This is a genomic window from Streptosporangium sp. NPDC023825, assembly GCF_040639575.1.
In the GTDB taxonomy this organism is placed as follows: Bacteria; Actinomycetota; Actinomycetes; order Streptosporangiales; family Streptosporangiaceae; genus Streptosporangium.
Genome location: NZ_JBFAAE010000027.1, coordinates 12,866 through 32,918 on the forward strand (window position 1 = coordinate 12,866; position 20,053 = coordinate 32,918).

A 20,053-nucleotide genomic window follows, 5' to 3' on the forward strand; every position below is an offset into this window, starting at 1 on the left:
TGCCGACACCACCGTGCGACCCCTGTCCAGGGATTGTCCGGATCCGGCCACGATAACTAATAGATCTTGTCAGTATGGTCTATTACTGCGAATACTTGCAATTTGTTCTATTCGCGAGGAAGGCCGATAATGAAGCGCGTCATTGTTCACAAGCCTGGCACCATCGCACTCAGTGGCACCGCGAGTCCTAAGCACGTCGGCTGAGACTGAATCACAGAACCGGCGTCCAGTGATGGGCGCCGGCTCCCCGGCATAGCCATATCATCAAATATCAGCTAATCGAGTTAAAGGAGTCCGGTGAGCCGGGGACCGTACCCGCAGGGCGACCCGTCTCGTCCCGCACCGCCGCTGCCCGTGGTGGACGCGGACCGGCGCCTGCGCGGGCCGTACACCGCGGGGGGCGCGATCGTCTCCGCCCTGCTTCCCGCCGCCCGGCCCGAGCTCGTCGCCCGCTATGACATCGAGCTGCGCGCCGTGGCGCCGGACCTGCGCGATCTGATCCCCGCCCGGCGCCGGTCGGTGGCCGCGAGCCTGCCCGGCGCGGAACGGATCCTGGTGCACGCGCCGCGCCGCACGTTGCGCCTGGCCAACGGCCTGGCCGAGTTCGTCCGCGAGCACCTGTCGCAAACCGGCCCCCGCACGCTCGTCGTCGAGAACGTCGACCTGGCCGACCCCACTGATCTGGAGCTCCTGACGGTGCTGCGGCGCCGCGTACCCGGGGAGCTGCTGACCGTGGTGACCCGTGAGCGGGCTGCCGCCCCCGAGGAGCCGCTCGGCGCCGAGCGGCACGACGCCCTCGCCGACGAGCTGGAGGGGGAGGGAACGGTCGGCGCGCGGCTCGGCGCGATCCCGTACCACCGCGAGCGCGGCGGCGACCCGTCGAAGGCGGTGCGGGCGTTCCTGTTCGCGGTGCAGTGGTGCCTGGACGAGGGTTACCACGACGCCGTGGTGGATCTCGGCGAGCGCGCCCTGCGCCTCGCCGGCCCCGAGGACGACCCCGCGACCTGGTGGCGGCTCCTGCACAGCACCGCGACCGCGCTGGCCGCGCTGGGCCGCGAGGACGAGTCGGAGGCGCTGTTCGACCTGGCCAGGCGGGAGAGCCTCTCCCCCACGGTCCACGCCTCGGCCGCCTACGCCACCGGGATGCTGAAGGTGCGCCACCGCGACCGGACCCGGCGCGACCCCGACGCCGCGCTGGCGCTGGTGAACCAGGCGATCGCCATCTCCTCGCTGCTGCCCGACCCGCGCGAGCGGGCGTTCAAGATGGGCTTCGACCTCAACGGCCGGGCACTGGTGGAGGTGCGGCGCGGCCGTCCCGCCAGGGCCCTGGAGCTGGTCGAGGAGGCCGTGGCCCTGGCCGACCGCGACCTGCGGCCCGACGAGCACCCGATACACCGGCTGGTGCTGCTGGCCAACAGGGCACAGCTCGCCGTGATGCTGGGCCGCCCCGAGGAGGCGCTGGAGGACCTGGACGCGGTGATCGCGGCCGATCCCGGCTATCCCGACTACTACATCGACCGGGGCAACCTGCTGCACCGGCTGGGCCGGATGGACGCGGCGGTCGCCGACTACGAGACGGCGATGCGGGTCGGCCCGCCCTTCCCCGAGCCCTACTACAACCGGGCCGAGATCCGCTTCTCCGCGGGTGACCACCGGGGCGCGCTCGCCGACCTGGACCACGCGCTGGAGCTGGACCCGGAGTTCGTGGACGGCCTGGCCAACCGGGCGGGGCTGCTGGCCGCGCTCGGCGAGTACGCCGCGGCCAGGGCGGACGCGGAGACCGGGCTCTCGATCGATCCCGCCAACCCGTACCTGCTGTGCGCGCTGGGCCAGGTGGAGACCGCGGAGGGCCGTTACGACAGGGCTCGCACCGCCTTCGACCGGGCCCTGGAGCTCGCGCCCTCGCTGGCGGCCGCCTGGGCGAACCGGGGGCTCCTGTCGTTCGAGACCGGTGACCCCGAGGGCGCCGTCGCGGACTTCACCCGGGCCCTCGGCTCCGGGGACGACCCGGCCCTGCTGTTCAACCGGGCGATGGCGCTGCGCGCCGCCGGACGCGACGGGGAGGCGGTCGCCGATCTCACCCGCGCGCTGGAACTGGCCCCGGACGACGAGGACATCAGGCGCGAGCTGAAGTCCTGACTCGTCTCGTCCCTGCGGAGGCCGGGCCGCGGGGGCCGGGCCGAGAACGCCGGAGAACATTCCGGATTCGGAAGGACTGCCGGGAAAGTCACGGCCGGTAAGGCGGCGGCTCCGTCCGGGAGAATCCCGTTATCCGAATATCCGTGGCGCACATGGTGATACGTACGACGTCTCGTATTCACCCTCCCCTATCCCCGGGATCTCAGGATTCCCGGGGTCCCAGGCGGATAGGAGTGATTTCCCGATGCGCGGTCACTGTGCGCCACGCCATCGGACGCCCCGGCGCGAATGCCGCGCCCGCCCGGAACGGGCGGAGCCGGAAGGAGACAGGCGGCGGCCGGCGGCGGGCGGCGGCGGGCGGGGTCAGCCGAGCGAGCCGGCGAGATAGCGTTCGGCCAGTTCGCAGCTGCCCTCAGTGTAGCCGGAGCCGAGTTCCGCGGCGATGTCGGCGCCGGTGTGGGTGCCGATCCAGGCGACCAGCAGCAGGCGGCGGAACAGGATGAACGTCCAGATCTCGGCCTCGTCCCCGGCCGGGAGGTCCAGGACGGTCCGGTAGCCCCGCACCCACGCGTCGACCAGCTCGGGAATCTCGGGGCGGTGCTCGACGAAGCTGACCGCCGCGGCCAGGTCGTAGAGATGCCAGCCGAAGCCGCAGTCGTCGAAGTCGATGACCGCGGGCGGGTTCTCGCCCTCCACGAGCAGGTTGGCGGCGCGCAGGTCGGCGTGGATCAGGCCGTATCGTTCCGGGCCGCGGCCGAAGCGGTGCAGCCGCTCGCGCAACTCCTTGTCCAGCCGTCCCAGCACGGATCGCGCCTCGGCCTCCACCCCCAGGCCGTCCTGCCAGCGGCCCCACCGCGACCCGGCGCCGAGAGCGGCCTCGTGGTCCCAGTGGAAACGGGTGAACCCGCCGGGCCGGGACCACCCGCGCGCGTGCCGGTGCATCCGCGCCGTGAGGGCGCCGAGCCGTTCGAAGCCGGGCACCGGGTCGTCGTGGGAGGGCTCGGCGCCGGGCAGGAACTCGAACATCACGCAGTCGCGCGGCTCGGGGCCGGGGACGGTCAGCACCCGGGAGCCGCCGGGAGCCGGGATCACCCTGGGGGTGCGGATCCCGGCCTGCTCGCGGAGCGCCTCCAGCCAGGCCAGCTCGGACAGGATCGCCGGCGTGGTGTGGTAGCCGAGCCGGTGCACCCGCAGGATGGACCGCGTCCCCGTGGCCGGGTCGTCCACCCGGTAGGTGGCGTTCTCGGACACGTTGACCAGGGTGACCTCGGCGTCGGTCAGGCCGTGGATCCGGGTCGCCTCGCGGGCCACGTCGTGCACGCGGTCCAGCACGTCGCCCCCGGCGGACAGGTCGTGGGCCCGCATCTGTTCCTCCAGGTCGGTCGCGCGAAGCGCCAGACTACATCCGGGACTCCTCCGCGAGATCCGGCGTCGCCCGCACCGCTTCGCGGCCGGGGTGTCCCTGATGGCCCGCTCCGGGCCGGACGCGGTCTCTCTCGCCCCCGGAGAGGGCGTGGTCCCGCCCGCTCCCGGACGGGTCGCGGTCCAGCGCGATCTCGGGCCGCCCGTGGTCCGGTACGGCCTCCGCCGGGCGGCCGGCGTCCCGCACGGCGTGCTCCTCGGCGGCCTCCCGCCCCGGGAGGGTGATGCGGATCTTGGACTGCCGGTGGGGAAGCCGCTCCCAGTCGTCCATGAAGGTCGCCTGCAGCCCGCACGCGGCGGCCAGGTCGACCAGCGTCTCGGTGCGGTAGTAGAAGTCCTCGCGCAGGACGTGGTGCTCCCTTCCCTCGGTGCGGTCGAAGGTGAAGTCGAACCAGCCCCCCGGCTTCATGATCCGGCCGACCCCGCGGAAGCACTCCTCGATCACGTGGAGCGGGGAGTGGGAGAAGACGCTGTGTGCGTGGACGACGTCGAACGCCTGGTCGGGCAGGGCGGTGAAGCGCAGGTCCCCGACCGGCAGAAGGTGCGGGAACCTGTCGCGCAGGTCGTAGGAGACCAGGGTGTCCTGGGCGGCGATCAGGATGTCCGGGGAGATGTCGATCCCGTAGTAGTTTCCGGGATCGAGGTAGCCGATGAACAGGCGCCCGGCCCGCAGGTTGCCGCAGCCGATCTCCAGCATGCGGTGCTCGGGCCTCAGCCCGTGCCGCACGAGATAGTCGAACTGCATCTTCCCCATGGCCACCCAGCGCCGGTACGACCTGCTGCCCACGGCCCCCCGGGGACTGCGCGCGGTGTCGGACCTCATGACCGCCCGGTAGTAGGCGACGTGGTCGCGGTGGCCCAGGCGCAGCCACAGGTCCCTGGTCAGCCGTCTCAGGTGCCGGGGGACCCGACCCGGATGGCCGAGGGCGTACCTGAGCTGGTGGACGACGTTCGCGCGGTTGTGACTGTGCATGCCTCTCCCCACGTCCGGACGACACCTCGACGATCCCGCCAGTGACAAGATCATAACTCTAAGGCAGAGAAACATCACTCTTGGTGAGCGTCGTCGGAATGTCGCCTCACGGTGCCACTTCCCTCGCGGGACGACGGTCCCGGCTCGCACCGGTCCTCCGAAGGGCTCGCGCGGGCGTCGCATCGTTATGACATCTCGCATCACCCGGACGGCGGCGCACGCGCACCCGGCCGCCCGTGCCGAAGACCGGCGAAACGGTTTCGAAGCGGTGAGGAGACCGGTGAACCTGGAACTCGCGCTGCGCATGTGTGAGGCCGCGGTGAGGCAGGCCGCGCGGGAGGGCGCGCTCATCTCGGTCGCCGTGGTCGACGCGGGCGGGCACCTGGTCGCGTTCCAGCGGATGGACGGCGCGCGGATCACCGGGCCCGTCCTCGCCCCCGGCAAGGCCTACACCGCGGTGGCCCACCGCATGCCCACCGCCGACCTCGCGCCGCTGGTCCTGCCCGGAGGCGAGCTGTACGGCCTGGCCGGTGACCGGTACGTGTGCTTCGGCGGCGGCGTCCCGCTCGGGGAGCCCGGCGACGAGCGCGGGGTGAGCGAGGTGAGTGAGGTGGCGGGAGCGGTCGGCGTCAGCGGCGGCACCGTTTCCCAGGACGTGGCCTGCGCCGAGGCCGCCGCGGCCCTCTGGGAAGGGGCATAGCCGGATATATCGATAAAAACAGGGTTAGCGGAAATCTCCTTCCGATGAAATCAGGGGTGCGACGTGTTACCTCCGAGGGTCGCGGGGCAGTGAGGGCTTGCCCCAGACGATGATCGCCTGGGGGTGACCCCTTGGAGGATTCTCGTGGACGTTCTCGTGCTGCTCGCCCTGGTCTGTTTCCTGGCCGCCACGATCTGGTCCGCCATCAGCCGGTCCTGGCCGATCGCGCTGCTCGCCGCCGGAGCCTTCCTGCTCACGCTGTCGGAGACCTCCCTGATCAACGGCTAGACGACCTCCGTTCCCGGCGCGCCGATGCCCCTGGGCGAGGGGCATCGCGGCCGCCCACGAACGGGAGATCGGCGTCGAGGGGCCGGGCTCGAGCGGCACCCCGAAGCCGGACGTCTCAGCGGCCGGGGGCCCGGCCGCCCTCGACGCCGAAAGGTGTCGCGCACCCGGTTGCTGTCATTTGTCCCCCGTCAATCACCGTGGGCGGCCCGCTGTCCATGCCGTCGCAGGTCGGCGGCGAACTCCTCGGCCCACTGCAACTGCGTGCGCAACGCCTCGCACCGCTCACGGGCGGCGCGCTCGAAGACCTCCAGCCGGCGCAGGCACGCCTGGCGCTCGGCCTCGGGCAGCGGCCCGGCATCGGTGCGGCCCTCCAGCCGGTCGGTGACCGCCAGCAACTCGCCCATCTGCTCCAGGGTGAACCCGAGCGGCTTCATCCGGCGGATCACCATCAGCCGCGCCACGTCAGCCGCGGTGTAGAGGCGGAAACCGCCCTGGCTGCGGGCCGAGGCCGGCACCAGACCGACCTCCTCGTAGTGCCGGATGGTGCGCAGCGACAGTCCGGTGCGCTCGGCCACCTGGCCGATGTGCATGTGACCTTCACCACTGCGAGGGACAGGCGGGATGGTGGACGCAGCTGCGGTATCGCCCAGAATGTCCATGATCGGGTGGCCTCACTGCTCGAGGGGTGGCTGAGGGACGACCACACCGGATCTCCCCTCACCAATCTCTACTCTAACGTTAAGGTAGAGTTGCCGCCGAGAGGGAGATTCCTGCTGGTTTGCCCCGATCGTCGCGGACACTGCTTCGCGGCCTGCCCGAACACGGCGCACCGGCGCACCGTGTGACGCTCCCGACGTAAAGGACTTCGGCCCGCGCATGCCCGCCTCGCCCGCCGCCTGCTGCCCGCCGTGACACTTCCGCTCCGGTAGCCGCGCCCCGGCCCCTTCGGTGGCTCGCTCGGCGCTCGCGCCCGGGATCGTCGATCTCGCCGACCGCCTGCTTGATGCGGGTGCCGCCCCCTCCGTTTCGCCTGTTGCCGCCCTCATGGGCCCGCATGCGGCCGCGTGCCGCCAGGTGGCTCCCTCATGCCCAAGGACGTTCTTTTGCCACGCTCGTTGTCCGCCGCCCGTCTGCTGCCCGCCTCCCGGCCGGCCTGGCTGTCGCCGAAGGTCGCCCGCACCGAGGTCCTGTCCGGCCTGGTGGTCGCGCTCGCCCTGATCCCCGAGGCGATCTCGTTCTCCATCATCGCCGGGGTCGATCCCAGCATCGGGCTGTTCGCCTCCTTCACCATGGCCGTGGTCATCGCCATCGTCGGCGGCCGCCCCGCGATGATCTCCGCCGCCACCGGCGCGATCGCCCTGGTGGTCGCCCCGCTGGCCCGCGAGCACGGCCTGGCCTACCTCGTCGCCGCGGTCATCCTCGGCGGCCTCGTCCAGATCGCCCTCGGTGCGCTCGGAGTGGCGAAGTTGATGCGGTTCGTGCCGCGCAGCGTGATGGTCGGCTTCGTCAACGCCCTCGCGATCCTGATCTTCATGGCACAGGTGCCCGAACTCCTCGATGTGCCCTGGGTGGTCTACCCGCTGGTGGTCGGCGGCCTGGCCCTGATGGTGTTCTTCCCCCGTATCACCACGGTGGTGCCCGCCCCGCTGGTCTCCATCGCGATCCTGACCGCCATCACCCTCGGCGCCGGCCTGGCCGTGCCGACCGTCGGCGACCGCGGCACCCTCCCCTCCTCGCTGCCGGCCTTCGGCCTGCCCGACGTGCCGTTCACCATGGCCACCCTCACCCTCGTCGCGCCTTATGCCCTGGCACTGGCGCTGGTCGGGCTGATGGAATCGCTGATGACCGCCAAGCTCGTCGACGACCTGACCGACACCCGGTCCGACAAGACGCGCGAGTCCATCGGCCAGGGCGTCGCCAACATCGTCACCGGCCTCTTCGGCGGCATGGGCGGCTGCGCCATGATCGGCCAGACGATGATCAACGTCAAGAACGGCGCTCGCACCCGCCTGTCGACCTTCACCGCCGGCATCTTCCTCATGATCCTGTGCATCGCCTTCGGCCCCTGGGTCTCGCAGATCCCGATGGCCGCCCTGGTCGCCGTCATGATCCTGGTCTCGTTCGCGACCTTCGACTGGCACTCGGTCGCCCCGGCCACCCTCAAGCGCATGCCCTGGGGCGAGACCATCGTCATGACCACCACCGTCGCGGTCGTGGTGGCCACCCACAACCTCGCCATCGGCGTGGTCGTCGGCTCCATCACCGCCATGGTCATCTTCGCCCGCCGGGTCGCCCACCTGACCAACGTCACCGCCGTCATCGACCCCGGCCGCAGGCAGGCCGTCTACGCCGTCACCGGTGAGCTGTTCTTCGCCTCCAGCAACGACCTGGTCTACCGGTTCGACTACGCCGGCGACCCCGACGAGGTCGTCATCGACCTGTCCGGCACCCACATCTGGGACGCCTCCTCGGTGGCGGCGCTGGACGCGGTGCAGACCAGGTACGCCGCCCGGGGCAAGAAGGTCACCGTCACCGGTCTCAACGAGCCCAGCGCCCGCCTGCACGACAGCCTGGCCGGGCAGCTGTCCGGCGGCCACTGACAACCGGCCACCGACAACCGGCCACCGACGACAAGGCCCGGCACTCCCGAAGCGGCGACATGCGCTGGCCCGGCGCCCGGCCTCGGGCAGCGGCCCGGCCCCGGTCGCCCCGGTCTCACCGTTCGGCCGACGGCACGGGAGGGCGGGGCGTGAAGCCCGGATCGCGGGCCTCGACGAGAGTTCCGGCGACGATCTCCTCCCACCCCCGTTATCAGGCGCCTTATACTCAAGTATAAGGCGCCTGATAACGGGGGTGGGTCGTGAAGGTTCTGGTGATCGGGGCGGGGATGGGCGGGCTGACGCTGGCCCAGGCGCTGCGCCGTAGCGGGATCGATGTGGTCGTGCACGAGCGCGATCAGGCCGTGGAGGCCACGGGCGGATACCGGCTCCATCTCAACGATCCGGCCTGCGCGGCACTGCGCCGCCATCTCGCGCCGGGTCACTACCAGGCGCTGCTGGCCAGTTCGGCCGGGCCGCGGACGTTCACGCGGTTCGCGGTCGCCGACCACAGGATGCGACTGCTGTTCGCCGAGCCGAACGAGCGGGCGTCGGAGACGCTGATGATCGGCCGGATCCCGCTGCGGCGGCTGCTGGCCCACGGCCTGGGTGACGCGCTGCGGCTGGGATCGGAGTTCACCGGGCACCGGACCCACCCCGACGGCACGGTCACCGCGCACTTCGCCGGCGGCGGCACCGACCGCGGTGACCTGCTGGTCGGCGCCGACGGTGTGGGGTCGCGCGTCGCGCGGGCGCTGGCCGGGCGTCCGACGTCCTTCCCGGCCGGGGTGAGCGGCATCGCCGGCCGCACTCCCCTGACCGCCGGCACCCGGCTTCTGGTCCCCGCGTTGCTGGCGCGGGGGCCCGCCCTGGCGTTCGGCCCCGGCGGCGTCGGGCTGTTCCTCACCCTCCACGACCCCGGCTCCGGCACCGCGGTCGATCCCGCGGCCTGCACACAGGTCCAGGCGATCATCGAGCCGCCCTCGCTGATCTGGGGCGTGCTGGCGCCGGACAGGGCCTATCCCGGCCGGCCGCGGGAGCTCGACGGAGCCGGGCTGATCCGGCTCACCGACTCACTGCTGCGCGGCTGGAGCACGGCCGTGCGCGCGCTGGTGCGCGCGGCCGATCCCGAGACGGCGGCCTTCTTCGGCTTCCACGCCGCCGACCCCGACGCCGACCTCACCCCCTGGCCTGCCGGAGCCGTCACCGCGCTGGGCGACGCCGTGCACGCCATGCCTCCCACCGGAGGCATGGCCGCGGCCACGGCGATCCGCGACGCCGACGTGCTCGCCGAGGAGCTGGCCCTGGTACAAGACGGGGAGTCCACGATCCCGCTGGCGGTACACCGTTTCCAGAACCGGATGGCCGCCTACGCCGGCGAGGCCGTGCGCACGTCGACGCAGCCGTTGCGATGGGTACACCGGCTCGCCACACCGGCGGGAACCCGGGCCTCCCGGATCGCGCTGCCGGCTTTCGCCGCCGCCGCGCAGCTGGGCCGTACCCTCACCGGGACCCGCGGTGCGTGAGGCGCGGCCCGGCGAGGGGGCATGGGCCGCGGGCGAACCGGACCTGCCGCTCTGGGAGTTGATCCAGACCTCCTACCTCGTCGCCCGGGGCTTCACCGAGGTCTTCGGCGCCGTCGGGCTCACCCCGGTCCAGTTCGGCGTGCTGGCCTCACTCGCCGACGGCGACGACCTCAGCCAGGCCGAGCTCGCCCGAACGATCATGGTGCGGCCGCAGAGTCTCGGCGAGGTGGCCACGTCCCTGATCGAGCGCGGCCTCGTCGAGCGCGACGGGCCGGGCGGCCGCGGACGCCGCGCGGCGCTGCGGATCACCGCGGCGGGCCGGACGCTCCTCGAGCGCGCACTGCCCGGAGTCGAGGCCTTCAACGCCCCGGAGACCATCGGACTGTCGGGCGAGGACGCCGCCGAGCTGGTCCGGATGCTGCGCACCGTCCGCGCCGCCCTGTCCTCAGGGGATGGTTCCTGAGATCGCCGGACACGTCCGCGAGTGGCGACCCAGGCGCTTCGGACGGCCGTGCCCCGGTGGGGCGGCTCGACGCGCGGCCGGCGGCTCTCGCACCCGGCGACGTCGCCGGGGCACGGGCGTCCTCGCGCCGAGGTCAGGCGCCGGCTCCGGAAAGGCTCCGGTCGATCTCGGCGCGGGTGGGCATCGAGGTGCTGGCCCCCGCGCGCTGGACGGACAGGCCCGCGGCCGCGGTGGCGAAGCGGACGGCCCGGTCGGCGGGCTGCCGCTCGACGCGGGCCGCGGCGAGGGCGCCCACGAAGGTGTCGCCCGCGGCCGTGGTGTCCACCACGGGCACCTGGGGGGCCTCGACGTGCACGGCCGGCCCGTCGCCCGAGGCGGTGAGCGCGCCGCGCGACCCCAGCGTGATGATCACCCAGCCGACCGTGCCCCTCAGCTCCTCCAGGGCGCGCTCGTGATCGGCCTGGCCGGTGAGCGCGGCGGCCTCGTGCTCGTTGGCCACCAGGACGTCCACGGCCTCCAGCAGCTCGGCGGGGAGCGGCTGGACGGGCGCGGGAGTGAGGACCACGGCGGTCCCGGCCGCGCGGGCGGCCCTGGCGGCGGCGGTGACGGCCTCGACGGGGAGCTCCAGCTGGAGCAGAAGCATGTCGGAGCGGGAGATGACCTCGATCTCGGCCTCGGAGGGGGCGGTCACGGTCCCGTTGGCGCCGGGGACCACGATGATCGAGTTTCCGCCGTCGCCGTCCACCACGATCTGGGCGATGCCGGAGGGGCCGGGAACCGTGCGCAGGTGCCTCACGTCGACCCCCGCCTCGGCCAGCGTGCGCCGCATCTCGACGCCGAAGGCGTCGTCGCCCACGGCCCCGAGGAAGGCCACCTCGGCGCCCGCCCGTGCGGCGGCGACGGCCTGGTTGGCGCCCTTGCCGCCGGGGACCGTGCGAAAGGCGCGGCCGGTCACGGTCTCGCCGAGCGCGGGGGCGACGTCGACGTAGGCCACGAGGTCCATGTTGGCACTGCCGAAGACCGAGATCACTGTTCCTCCTCGCGGTAGGGAACGCGGGCGTGAGGGCGCGGGTGCGGGAACGCGGGTGCAAAAACGCGAAACGCGGGAGCGCGGGAGCGCGGGTCAGGAACGCAGGTAGGCCAGGACCGCGAGGACGCGGCGGTGCTGGTCTCCGTCCTCGGCGTACAGGCCGAGCTTGGCGAAGATGCTGCGGATGTGCTTCTCCACGGCCCCGTCGCTGACCACCAGCTGGCGGCCGATGGCCGGGTTGGACCTGCCCTCGGCCATCAGGCCCAGCACCTCGCGCTCCCGCGGGGTGAGCTGGGCGAGGGGATCGTCGCGGCGGCGTCGCACCATCAGCTGTGCCACCACCTGGGGGTCGAAGACCGTGCCTCCGGCCGCGACCGTGCGCAGGCCCCCCATGAAGTCGTCCACGTCCACGACGCGGTCCTTGAGCAGGTATCCCACCGCGCCCCTGGCGTCGGCGAGCAGGTCGTCGGCATAGGACACCTCCACGTACTGGGACAGGATCAGCACCGGCGTGCCCGGAACCCTCCGGCGCGCCTCCACCGCCGCCCGCAGCCCCTCGTCGGTGAAGCCGGGCGGCATCCGCACGTCCACCACCGAGACGTCGGGACGGTGCTCGGCGACGGCCGCCACCAGCGCGTCGCCGTCCCCCACCGCGGCGACCACCTGGCAGCCGAACTCCTCCAGGAGCCTGATCAGGCCCTCCCTGATGAGCACCGCGTCGTCGGCCACAACTACCCGCACGGAACCTCCGCCACTATGACCGTCGGCCCTCCGGCCGGTGAGTCGACCACCAGCTCGCCGTCGACCGCCTTGAGGCGATCACCGAGACCCGACAGGCCATGCCCCTTGGCGACATGGGCGCCGCCGACCCCATCATCCCCGATCGTCAGCATGAGGAAGTCCCCCGTCCTGCTCAGCGTCACGGTACAGACCGTGGCGTGGCTGTGCTTGGCGACGTTGGTGAGCGACTCGGCGACGACGAAGTAGACGGTGTTCTCCACCGCGGCGGGGAAGCGCCCCTCGACCTGGACGTCCAGCTCGACGGGGATGGTGCAGCGCCCGGCGAGCGCGGCGAGGGCGGGGGCCAGGCCGCGGTCGCTGAGGATCGGCGGGGCGATGCCGCGCGAGAGGGCGCGCAGCTCGTCCAGGGTCTCGCGGGTGGAGGTGATCGCCTGGCCGAGCATCTGCTCGACGCCCGCCGGGTCGCGCCTGAGCTGGCGCTGGGCCCGCGACAGGTCCATGGCCAGGGAGACCAGGCGCTGCTGCGGCCCGTCGTGGATGTCACGCTCCAGCCGGCGCAGCGCGTTCGCCTCGGCCGACACCGCGGCGGCCCGGCCCTCGGCCAGGTCGTCGATGCGGTCGTGCAACTCGGCGACCCCGGTCAGCATCGCCCGGCCGAGCCCGGCCTGGACGAGCGCGGCACCCCGCACGATCACCGGGAGGGTGAGGGCGAAGAGCACGCCGATGGTGGTGTTGATGATCACTTCGACCCACAGGCTGCCGCCCAGGCCGAGGAGCATGCCCAGTCCCCCGTCGTTGCCGGGGATGGCGTAGACGATCCACCCGTAGAGCGGGTAGGTGAGGCCGGCGATCGATCCGGCCCACCAGACCACCGCCAGCACGAAGGTGATGATGGAGATCGGGAAGGCCACGATGCCGTAGAGCAGGTCGAGCCACGACTGGCCGTTGGTGAACGGATTGATCATCCTGCGGAACCATCCGGCGTTCTCCGGAGCGGGCCGGTACCTCGGCCGGGAGACGGGACGGCCGAGCACCTCGGGCAGCCAGCGCCGCTCGACGTCCGCGAAGCCCCGGGCGACCAGGAGGGTCGTCGCGAGGATGGGCAGCCCCACGAACGCGATGGCTGAACCGGCCCCCGCGGCGAAACCGGCCACCATCAGGACGAACCAGATGATGGACAGCGGGAAGCCCACGACCAGGTAGCGGGTGTCGGTGCCGATGCGGCGCAGGAGGGTTCTCATGCCGCCCACGCTACGAGGACCGGCCACGCCGATCGACCCTGCGTGCCCGCTTACCGGGGTGGGGTCAGCACTACCCGAGACGGTGGGGAGATCGGGCGAGAAGACTGCTGCGCGCGTCACTGCGCCGCCGGGGCCCCGGAGAGAGGCTTCTCCCATCGCCATTCCCGAGATCTTCTCTCTCCCTCCCTGAGAATCGAGCTCCCCTTGACCGCCGTGATCCCCGGCCCGGCAGCGCGGCCCGCAACGACCCCGACAGTGCCTCCGACAGTGCCCCCGACGGTGTTCACGACGGTGTTCACGACAGCCACCCCGGCGGCGATCCCGACCCCCCGCGCGGCGCCTCGCACGGCACCGGCGCCCGCCGGGCGCGACCCGTTCGTCGACGTGCTGCGGGTGTTCGGCATGGTCCTGGTGGTGCTCCAGCACTGGAGCATGCCGCTGCTCTCCTTCGCCGACGGGCGGATATCCACCGGCAACGCGCTGGCCGCCGGGAACGGGTGGATGATCACGTGGATCAGCCAGGTGATGCCGCTGGTGTTCTTCGCGGGCGGCGCGGCCAACGCGATCAGCCGGCGCGGCGCGGCACGGCGCGGTGAGGCGACCCCCGCGTGGCTCGCGGGGCGCCTGCGCCGCCTGGCCTGGCCGGTCGTCCCGCTGGCGGCGGTCTGGCTGCCCCTCCCCCACCTGCTCCTCGCGCTCGGCGTGCCGGAGCAGCCGGTGCTGACCGCCTCGCGGCTGGCCGGGCAGCTGCTCTGGTTCCTGGCGATCTATCTTGTCGCGGTGGCGGCGACCACGCCGATGCTCAGGCTCAACATGGCGTACGGCTGGCGGGTGCCGGCCGCGCTGGCGGCGGGAGCCGTGGCGGTGGACGTCCTGCGCTTCACCAGCGGCCTCGACGTCGCCGGTCTCCCCAACATCGTGCTGGTCTGGCTGGCGGTGCACCAGCTCGGCTTCCTGTACGCCGACGGCCGGCTGGGCCGCCCCTGGGTCCTGGCCCTGGCCGGGTACGGCCTGGGCGCGGCGCTGACGGCCCTCGGCCCCTACCCGCTCAGCATGATCGGGATGCCGGGGGCCTCCGTCTCCAACATGGCGCCGCCCACGGTCGCGCTGCTCGCGATCGGGGCGGGCCAGGTCGGGCTGGCACTGGCGCTGCGCCGGTGGATCGTCTCCTTCGCGGGATGGCCGGGGGTCTCGCGGGCGCTGGGCTGGGCCGGCGCCCGGATGATGACCCTCTACCTGTGGCACATGAGCGCGCTGTTCGTCATCGCCTCGGTGGTCGTGGTGGGCCTGGGCATCTCCACCCCCGAACCGGGCACCCCGGCCTGGCTGTCCGGCTGGCCGCACTGGCTGCTGATGCTCGCCCTGGCGATGTGGCCGCTGCTGCGGGGGTTCGCCCGGTTCGAGACGCCCCCCGCGACCGGGCCGTACACCGGCGGGACGACCAGGGTCCTGGTGGCCGCCGCGCTGGTGGGAGGGGGCCTGCTCACGCTCACGGTGGCCGGTTTCGTCCCGGGGGCGGCACCCCTGCTCGGGGCGGGCGCGATCGTGGCGGGCCTGGCGCTCACCGGCTCCTCCCGTGACACCTCGCCCACCTCGCCCGGCTCGCCGGGCGGGCGCACCGGACGGCCCCGCGTCGCCTCTCCCCTATGACACATGTGGACAGTGTGCTCACATACGTGTATATGTACATAGTGTACACAAAATCGCGGAGGGAGTATCGATCATGAGCACCGCACCGGCTCGCGTCGCCATCGTCACCGGAGGTTCCCGAGGCATCGGCCGCCAGGTCGTGGAGCGGCTCGCCGCCGACGGTTACGCCGTCGTCGTCAACTACGCGAGCAACGACGCCGAGGGCCGGGCCGCGGCCAAGGAGGCCTCCACGGCCGGGGGCGGGGGCCTCGCCGTGCGGGCCGACGTCAGCGACCCCGCCGCGGTCTCCGCGCTCTTCGACACGGCCGAGGAGGCCTTCGGCGGCGTCGACGTCGTCGTCAACGCCGCCGGGATCATGGGCCCGCCCGTCCCGGTCGCCGACCTCGACTTCGAGGCACTGGACCGCATCCTGCGCGTCAACGTACGCGGCACCTTCGCCGTCGCCCAGCAGGCCGCCAGGAGGCTGCGCCGGGGCGGCGCCCTGATCACCTTCTCCACCTCGGTCATCGGGCTCGCCCTTCCCGGCTACGGCGCCTACGTGGCCTCCAAGGGCGCCGTCGAGGGCCTCACGCTCATCCTGGCCCGCGAGCTGCGCGGCAGGGACGTCACCGTCAACACCGTCGCACCCGGCCCCACCGCCACCGCGCTCTTCCTGGACGGCAAGGACGAGGAGACCGTCGCCAGGATGGCCGCCCAGCCGCCGCTCGAACGGCTGGGGCAGCCCTCGGACATCGCCGAGGCCGTGGCGTTCCTCGCCGGTCCCGCCCGCTGGGTCAACGGGCAGGTGCTTCGCGTCAACGGCGGCATCATCTGATTTGATCAGCATTTATGCCGAAAAAAGCAGCCATAACTACACAAAGTCACGCACTTTACCTGGAATGTAAGGTGATCCACGACCACCTCCGGTCCGACCACCTCAAGTTCTTCGGCAGTATTGAACCGTGAGCCTCGTAGACCGCCTGCCAGAAGAGATCGACGCCGACCCCGACGCCATCTTCGACGCCTTCGTCGAATGGAACTCCGAGCGGGGACTGACCCTCTATCCGGCGCAGGAGGAGGCTCTCATCGAGGTGGTGTCGGGAAACAACCTGATCCTCGCCACCCCGACCGGATCGGGCAAGAGCCTGGTCGCCGCCGGAGCCCATTTCACCGCGCTGACCAGGGACGTGCGCACCTTCTACACCGCGCCGATCAAGGCGCTGGTGTCGGAGAAGTTCTTCGACCTGTGCGCGGTGTTCGGCACCGAGAACGTCGGGATGATGACCGGCGACGCGAGCGTGAACCCCGGGGCGCCGATCATCTGCTGCACCGCGGAGATCCTCGCCAACGTCGCGCTGCGCGACGGCGCCGCGGCCGACATCGGCCAGGTGGTGATGGACGAGTTCCACTTCTACTCCGAACCCGACCGCGGCTGGGCCTGGCAGGTGCCGCTCCTGGAGCTGCCGAACGTCCAGTTCATCCTGATGTCGGCGACCCTGGGGGACGTCACCAGGTTCGAGGAGGACCTCACCCGGCGCACCGGCAGGCCCACCGCGGTGGTGAAGAACGCCGAGCGCCCGGTCCCGCTCGTCTACTCCTACCGGCTCACCCCCCTCCACGAGACGCTGGAGGAGATGCTCACCACCAACCAGTACCCCGTCTACGTCGTCCACTTCACCCAGGCCTCGGCCATGGAGCGGGCGCAGGCGCTGATGAGCATCAACATGTCGACCAAGGCCGAGAAGGAGGCGATCGCCTCCATGATCGGCCACTTCCGGTTCACCACCCGGTTCGGCAAGGCGCTCTCCCGCCTGGTGCGGCACGGCATCGGCGTGCACCACGCCGGGATGCTCCCGAAGTACCGCCGCCTGGTCGAGCGCCTCGCCCAGGCGGGCCTGCTGAAGGTCATCTGCGGCACCGACACCCTCGGCGTCGGCGTCAACGTCCCGATCAGGACCGTGCTGTTCACCGCGCTGTCGAAGTACGACGGCAACAAGGTGCGGCGGCTGCGCGCCCGCGAGTTCCACCAGATCGCCGGGCGGGCCGGCCGGGCCGGGTTCGACACCATCGGCTACGTCGTCTGCCAGGCTCCCGACCACGTCGTGGAGAACGAGAAGGCCCTGGCCAAGATCGGCGACGATCCCAAGAGACGGCGCGGGTTCGCCCGCAAGAAGCCGCCGGAGGGCTTCGTCGGCTGGAGCGAGGAGACCTTCGAGAAGCTGCAGGCCGCCGAGCCGGAGCCGCTGAACTCCCGGTTCAAGGTCAGCAACGCCATGCTCCTCGCGGTGATCAACCGTCCCGGCGACTGCTACGCGGCGATGCGCCACCTGCTCACCGACAACCACGAGGACCGCAAGTGGCAGCGGCGGCACATCAGCCAGGCCATCGCGATCTACCGGTCGCTGCTGGCCGGAGGCGTGGTGGAGAAGCTGAGCGAGCCCGACGACCACGGCCGGATGGCCCGCCTCACCGTCGACCTGCAGGAGGACTTCGCGCTGAACCAGGCGCTGTCCACCTTCGCGCTGGCCACCCTCGAACTCCTCGACATGGAGTCGCCCAACTACGCCCTGGACATGGTCTCGATCATCGAGTCCATCCTCGACGACCCCCGCCAGATCCTGTCGGCGCAGCTCAACAAGGCGCGCGGCGAGGCGGTGGCGCTGATGAAGGCCGACGGCATCGAGTACGAGGAGCGGATGGAGCTCCTGGCCGAGGTCACCTACCCGATGCCGATGGCCGACATGCTGCTGGGCGCCTACGAGACCTACCGGCGCGGCCACCCCTGGGTGGGCGACTACACGGTCAGCCCCAAGAGCGTCGTCCGCGACATGTACGAGCGGGCGATGACCTTCGCCGACTACGTGCAGTTCTACGAGCTGACCCGCTCCGAGGGCACCGTGCTGCGCTATCTCGCCGACGCCTACCGCACCCTGTCGCGGACCATCCCCGAGCACCTCAAGACCGAGGACCTGGTCGACCTCATCGAGTGGCTCGGCGAGCTGGTCCGCCAGGTCGACTCCAGCCTCCTGGACGAGTGGGAGCAGTTGCAGAACCCGACCGGGGAGCTGGAGGCGCCCTCCCTGGAGGAGAGCACCAAGCCGGTCACCGCCAACACCCGCGCGTTCCGCGTGCTGGTCCGCAACGCGATGTTCCGCCTGATCGAGCTGGCCTCCCTGGAGAACGAGCAGGAGCTGGAGCAGCTCGCCCCCGACGTCGACTGGGGCGCCGCGCTCGACGCCTACTACGACGACCACGAGGAGATCGGCACCGGCCCGGACGCCCGCGGCCCCGGCCTGCTGCGCATCGAGGAGGAGAAGGAGTTCTGGCGGGTCCGCCAGGTCGTCTCCGACCCGGCGGGCGACGGCGACTGGGGCATCGACGCCCAGGTCGACCTCGCCGCCTCCGACGAGGAGGGCCGCGCGGTGGTCCACGTCATCGGCCTGAACCGCCTCTGACGGCTCCCGGCCGTCCCGGCCGCCGTCCTCCGGGCGCGGAAACATCGGCCGGGACCGGCGAGAATGGCGGGATGAGCGACGACGCGATCAGGCAGGTGCTGGGCCTGCTGTACCAGGAAGACACGTTGAAGGTGCTGGCCGCCCTGGTGCTGGGCGGCAAGCCGGAGGAGGAGTCCGGCCTCGACAGGGAGGCGGTCAGGCGCGCGCTGGACCGCCTGGAACGCGGCGGGCTCGCCGTACGGGCGCAGGGCGGCGAGTGGGAGGTCCGGCGCGAGCGCTTCCGTGAGCTGCTGCACGCCACGGCCAGGCCCGCCACCCCGACCTCCCCCGAGGAGAGGGTGCTGCAGTCCTTCCTCGTCGAGGGACGGCTGCGGGCGATCCCCACCAAGCGCGACAAGCAGCTGGTCGTGCTCGACTACGTGGTCCAGGTCTTCGAGCCGGGCATCCGCTACTCCGAGAAGGAGGTGAACGTCGCGCTGCGCGCCTTCCACGACGACTACGCGGCGCTGCGCCGCTATCTCGTCGACGAGGCCATGCTCAGCAGGGAGAACAACGTCTACTGGCGCAGCGGCGGCTCCGTCGAGGCCTGAAGGCGGGCGGCCAGGGTCCGGGCGTGGTCGATCGGCTCGGGCGGCTCGGGCGGCTCCCCTACGGTGAGGTCCAGGCCGAGCTGCCCGGCGGTGAGCGCCGGCCGCTCCAGCGAGTCGCCGCCGGTGCGCAGCAGGCAGCCGCGCCCGTCCAGCTCCTCCAGCACCCAGCCGGGCCCGGAGAAGCGCTCGGCGACCACGGCCAGGGGCGCGTGCACGACGACCACCGCCCGGTGATCGACTCGGTTGGCGGCTGGTGACACGTTCGTCAACTCAGATCGAGGCCTATCGGTACGCCACCGCGGTCCCGTCTCTGTCCAGCCGTCGGCCGCCGCCGTGATCGCCCACGGCGGCGCCCTCACCCGAGCCTCGGGCGCTCGAGCAACCACAGTTGACTATTCTCGAAATAGTCAACTAGAGTTGCTTGCATGCCGGCACAAGACGCACCCGTACCCCAGGATCCCGCCGACGCGCTCGCGGCGGTCGTGGCGCTGCGGCGCCTGGCCGACCAGCTCGAGGACGCCGCCGTGGAGCAGGCCATGCGCGCCGGGTGGGGCTGGCCGGAGGTCGCCGAGGCGCTCGGCGTCACCCGCCAGGCGGTCCACAAGAAGCACGCCAAGCGGCTCATCGCCGCCGGCGTGACACTGAGGAGACGACAGTGAGCACGATCGACCACTACATCAACGACATCATCGTGCGCGGAGCGGCCGAGGCGCGGGAGGAAGGCTCTGCCGCCACCGAGGCCCACCACCTCCTGCTGGCCATCGCCGCCGTCGAGGGCACCGCCGCGCACCGCGTGCTGACGGCGGCGGGGCTCGGGCGGCAGGCGATCAGGGATGCGCTGGACCGGGAGTTCGAGCACAGCCTCGACGCGGTCGGGGTGTCCCTCGCCTCCCACGACCTTCCGAAGCCCTTCCGCGACCCCAAGGATCATCCGAAGCCCGGCGCCTCCGCCCGGCTCGCGCTCGAACGCGGCTTCGCCGCCGCCAAGGGCAAGAAGGACCTGCGTCCTGCCCATCTGCTGCTCGGTGTCCTGAGCGCCGACGTCGGCACCGTGCCGCGCGCGCTCGCCCTGGCCGGCCTCGACCGGGCCGGCCTGATGGATCGCGTCGAGAAGACGCTCGCGCGCGAAAGCTGGTAACCAGCACCCCTGTCCCCACGCTCCGGCCCGGTTCGGGCCGCGATGCGCCATGCCCTCGTGCCGGGCTTGCGCCGGCACGTGCTCCGGCACGAGGGCATCCGATCACGAAGAGAGGTCATCT

Annotated in this window: 18 protein-coding genes and 1 pseudogene; 12 read left to right on the plus strand and 7 right to left on the minus strand. The window is 71.9% G+C overall.

Annotated elements, in window-relative coordinates; all coding sequences use genetic code 11:
- The first annotated feature begins 297 nt into the window (after positions 1 to 297).
- Complete coding sequence (locus tag AB0G15_RS23215) at positions 298 to 2,139, plus strand: tetratricopeptide repeat protein (RefSeq protein WP_362843219.1); 1,842 nt, start codon at positions 298 to 300, stop codon at positions 2,137 to 2,139.
- A 363-nt stretch (positions 2,140 to 2,502) separates the two neighbouring features.
- Here the strand turns inward: AB0G15_RS23215 and AB0G15_RS23220 are convergent, their stop codons facing one another.
- Complete coding sequence (locus AB0G15_RS23220) at positions 2,503 to 3,504, minus strand: phosphotransferase (protein WP_362843221.1); 1,002 nt, start codon at positions 3,502 to 3,504, stop codon at positions 2,503 to 2,505.
- Between the two features lie 268 nt (positions 3,505 to 3,772).
- Positions 3,773 to 4,534, minus strand: a pseudogene (locus AB0G15_RS23225) (class I SAM-dependent methyltransferase); the annotation flags it as partial.
- A gap of 280 nt (positions 4,535 to 4,814) precedes the next feature.
- Between AB0G15_RS23225 and AB0G15_RS23230 the strand changes: the two are divergent.
- On the plus strand, positions 4,815 to 5,234 hold the full coding sequence (locus AB0G15_RS23230; protein ID WP_362683482.1) for a heme-binding protein: 420 nt from the start codon (positions 4,815 to 4,817) through the stop codon (positions 5,232 to 5,234).
- A 144-nt stretch (positions 5,235 to 5,378) separates the two neighbouring features.
- Positions 5,379 to 5,522 carry a hypothetical protein gene (locus AB0G15_RS23235; RefSeq protein ID WP_329083413.1) on the plus strand — a complete coding sequence of 48 codons (144 nt, stop codon included), beginning with the start codon at positions 5,379 to 5,381 and terminating at the stop codon, positions 5,520 to 5,522.
- A gap of 188 nt (positions 5,523 to 5,710) precedes the next feature.
- Here the strand turns inward: AB0G15_RS23235 and AB0G15_RS23240 are convergent, their stop codons facing one another.
- Positions 5,711 to 6,112 (minus strand): MerR family transcriptional regulator, encoded by a 402-nt coding sequence (locus tag AB0G15_RS23240; RefSeq protein ID WP_362843224.1) that lies wholly within the window; start codon positions 6,110 to 6,112, stop codon positions 5,711 to 5,713.
- A 495-nt stretch (positions 6,113 to 6,607) separates the two neighbouring features.
- On the opposite strand from AB0G15_RS23240, the gene AB0G15_RS23245 reads away from it, so the two are divergent.
- From AB0G15_RS23245 to AB0G15_RS23255, 3 genes are all read left to right on the plus strand, one after another.
- The gene (locus AB0G15_RS23245; RefSeq protein ID WP_362843227.1) at positions 6,608 to 8,122 is read left to right on the plus strand and encodes a SulP family inorganic anion transporter; all 1,515 of its coding nucleotides are present in this window, start codon (positions 6,608 to 6,610) and stop codon (positions 8,120 to 8,122) included.
- Positions 8,123 to 8,382: 260 nt separating this feature from the next.
- Positions 8,383 to 9,645, plus strand: coding sequence for an NAD(P)/FAD-dependent oxidoreductase (locus tag AB0G15_RS23250; RefSeq protein WP_362843230.1), 1,263 nt, complete (start codon positions 8,383 to 8,385; stop codon positions 9,643 to 9,645).
- The gene (locus tag AB0G15_RS23255; RefSeq protein WP_362843233.1) at positions 9,638 to 10,108 is read left to right on the plus strand and encodes a MarR family winged helix-turn-helix transcriptional regulator; all 471 of its coding nucleotides are present in this window, start codon (positions 9,638 to 9,640) and stop codon (positions 10,106 to 10,108) included. Before AB0G15_RS23250 ends, AB0G15_RS23255 begins: the two co-directional genes overlap by 8 nt.
- A gap of 133 nt (positions 10,109 to 10,241) precedes the next feature.
- Here AB0G15_RS23255 and rbsK read toward each other — a convergent pair whose 3' ends face one another.
- The 3 genes from rbsK to AB0G15_RS23270 all read right to left on the minus strand — a co-directional run bounded on the left by rbsK (position 10,242) and on the right by AB0G15_RS23270 (position 13,120).
- Entirely contained in the window at positions 10,242 to 11,138 is an 897-nt protein-coding gene (gene rbsK, locus AB0G15_RS23260; RefSeq protein WP_362843235.1) for a ribokinase, read from the minus strand.
- Positions 11,139 to 11,231: 93 nt separating this feature from the next.
- Positions 11,232 to 11,879, minus strand: coding sequence for a response regulator transcription factor (locus tag AB0G15_RS23265; RefSeq protein ID WP_362801494.1), 648 nt, complete (start codon positions 11,877 to 11,879; stop codon positions 11,232 to 11,234).
- Positions 11,870 to 13,120: a sensor domain-containing protein gene (locus AB0G15_RS23270; protein ID WP_362843238.1), complete on the minus strand. Its 1,251-nt coding sequence runs from the start codon at positions 13,118 to 13,120 to the stop codon at positions 11,870 to 11,872. The genes AB0G15_RS23265 and AB0G15_RS23270 overlap by 10 nt, the downstream gene beginning before the upstream one ends.
- A gap of 291 nt (positions 13,121 to 13,411) precedes the next feature.
- Between AB0G15_RS23270 and AB0G15_RS23275 the strand changes: the two genes are divergently transcribed.
- The 4 genes from AB0G15_RS23275 (at position 13,412) to AB0G15_RS23290 (ending at position 18,794) form a co-directional block, all read left to right on the plus strand.
- Positions 13,412 to 14,770, plus strand: coding sequence for an acyltransferase (locus AB0G15_RS23275; protein WP_362843241.1), 1,359 nt, complete (start codon positions 13,412 to 13,414; stop codon positions 14,768 to 14,770).
- Positions 14,771 to 14,843: 73 nt separating this feature from the next.
- Complete coding sequence (locus tag AB0G15_RS23280; protein ID WP_362843243.1) at positions 14,844 to 15,584, plus strand: SDR family oxidoreductase; 741 nt, start codon at positions 14,844 to 14,846, stop codon at positions 15,582 to 15,584.
- Positions 15,585 to 15,711: 127 nt separating this feature from the next.
- Complete coding sequence (locus AB0G15_RS23285; protein WP_362843246.1) at positions 15,712 to 18,204, plus strand: DUF3516 domain-containing protein; 2,493 nt, start codon at positions 15,712 to 15,714, stop codon at positions 18,202 to 18,204.
- 71 nt (positions 18,205 to 18,275) lie between these two features.
- Positions 18,276 to 18,794, plus strand: a complete 519-nt coding sequence (locus AB0G15_RS23290; RefSeq protein WP_362843249.1) for a DUF2087 domain-containing protein — start codon at positions 18,276 to 18,278, stop codon at positions 18,792 to 18,794.
- Here the strand turns inward: AB0G15_RS23290 and AB0G15_RS23295 are convergent.
- Positions 18,761 to 19,018, minus strand: a complete 258-nt coding sequence (locus tag AB0G15_RS23295; protein WP_362843252.1) for a hypothetical protein — start codon at positions 19,016 to 19,018, stop codon at positions 18,761 to 18,763. The two genes, AB0G15_RS23290 and AB0G15_RS23295, sit on opposite strands and share 34 nt — an antisense overlap.
- A 201-nt stretch (positions 19,019 to 19,219) precedes the next feature.
- Between AB0G15_RS23295 and AB0G15_RS23300 the strand changes: the two genes are divergently transcribed.
- Both AB0G15_RS23300 and AB0G15_RS23305 read left to right on the plus strand, forming a co-directional pair.
- Positions 19,220 to 19,453 carry a hypothetical protein gene (locus tag AB0G15_RS23300; protein WP_362843255.1) on the plus strand — a complete coding sequence of 78 codons (234 nt, stop codon included), beginning with the start codon at positions 19,220 to 19,222 and terminating at the stop codon, positions 19,451 to 19,453.
- Positions 19,450 to 19,932, plus strand: coding sequence for a Clp protease N-terminal domain-containing protein (locus AB0G15_RS23305; RefSeq protein ID WP_362843258.1), 483 nt, complete (start codon positions 19,450 to 19,452; stop codon positions 19,930 to 19,932). Before AB0G15_RS23300 ends, AB0G15_RS23305 begins: the two co-directional genes overlap by 4 nt.
- The last annotated feature ends 121 nt before the right edge of the window (positions 19,933 to 20,053 follow it).

Bases quoted from the DNA above. Each gene is read 5' to 3' on its own strand.
- AB0G15_RS23220 (WP_362843221.1), bottom strand. From the start codon at position 3,504: ATGCGGGCCCACGACCTGTCCGCCGGGGGCGACGTGCTGGACCGCGTG.
- AB0G15_RS23240 (WP_362843224.1), bottom strand. From the start codon at position 6,112: ATGCACATCGGCCAGGTGGCCGAGCGCACCGGACTGTCGCTGCGCACC.
- AB0G15_RS23245 (WP_362843227.1), top strand. From the start codon at position 6,608: ATGCCCAAGGACGTTCTTTTGCCACGCTCGTTGTCCGCCGCCCGTCTG.
- AB0G15_RS23270 (WP_362843238.1), bottom strand. From the start codon at position 13,120: ATGAGAACCCTCCTGCGCCGCATCGGCACCGACACCCGCTACCTGGTC.
- AB0G15_RS23280 (WP_362843243.1), top strand. From the start codon at position 14,844: ATGAGCACCGCACCGGCTCGCGTCGCCATCGTCACCGGAGGTTCCCGA.
- AB0G15_RS23290 (WP_362843249.1), top strand. From the start codon at position 18,276: ATGAGCGACGACGCGATCAGGCAGGTGCTGGGCCTGCTGTACCAGGAA.
- AB0G15_RS23300 (WP_362843255.1), top strand. From the start codon at position 19,220: ATGCCGGCACAAGACGCACCCGTACCCCAGGATCCCGCCGACGCGCTC.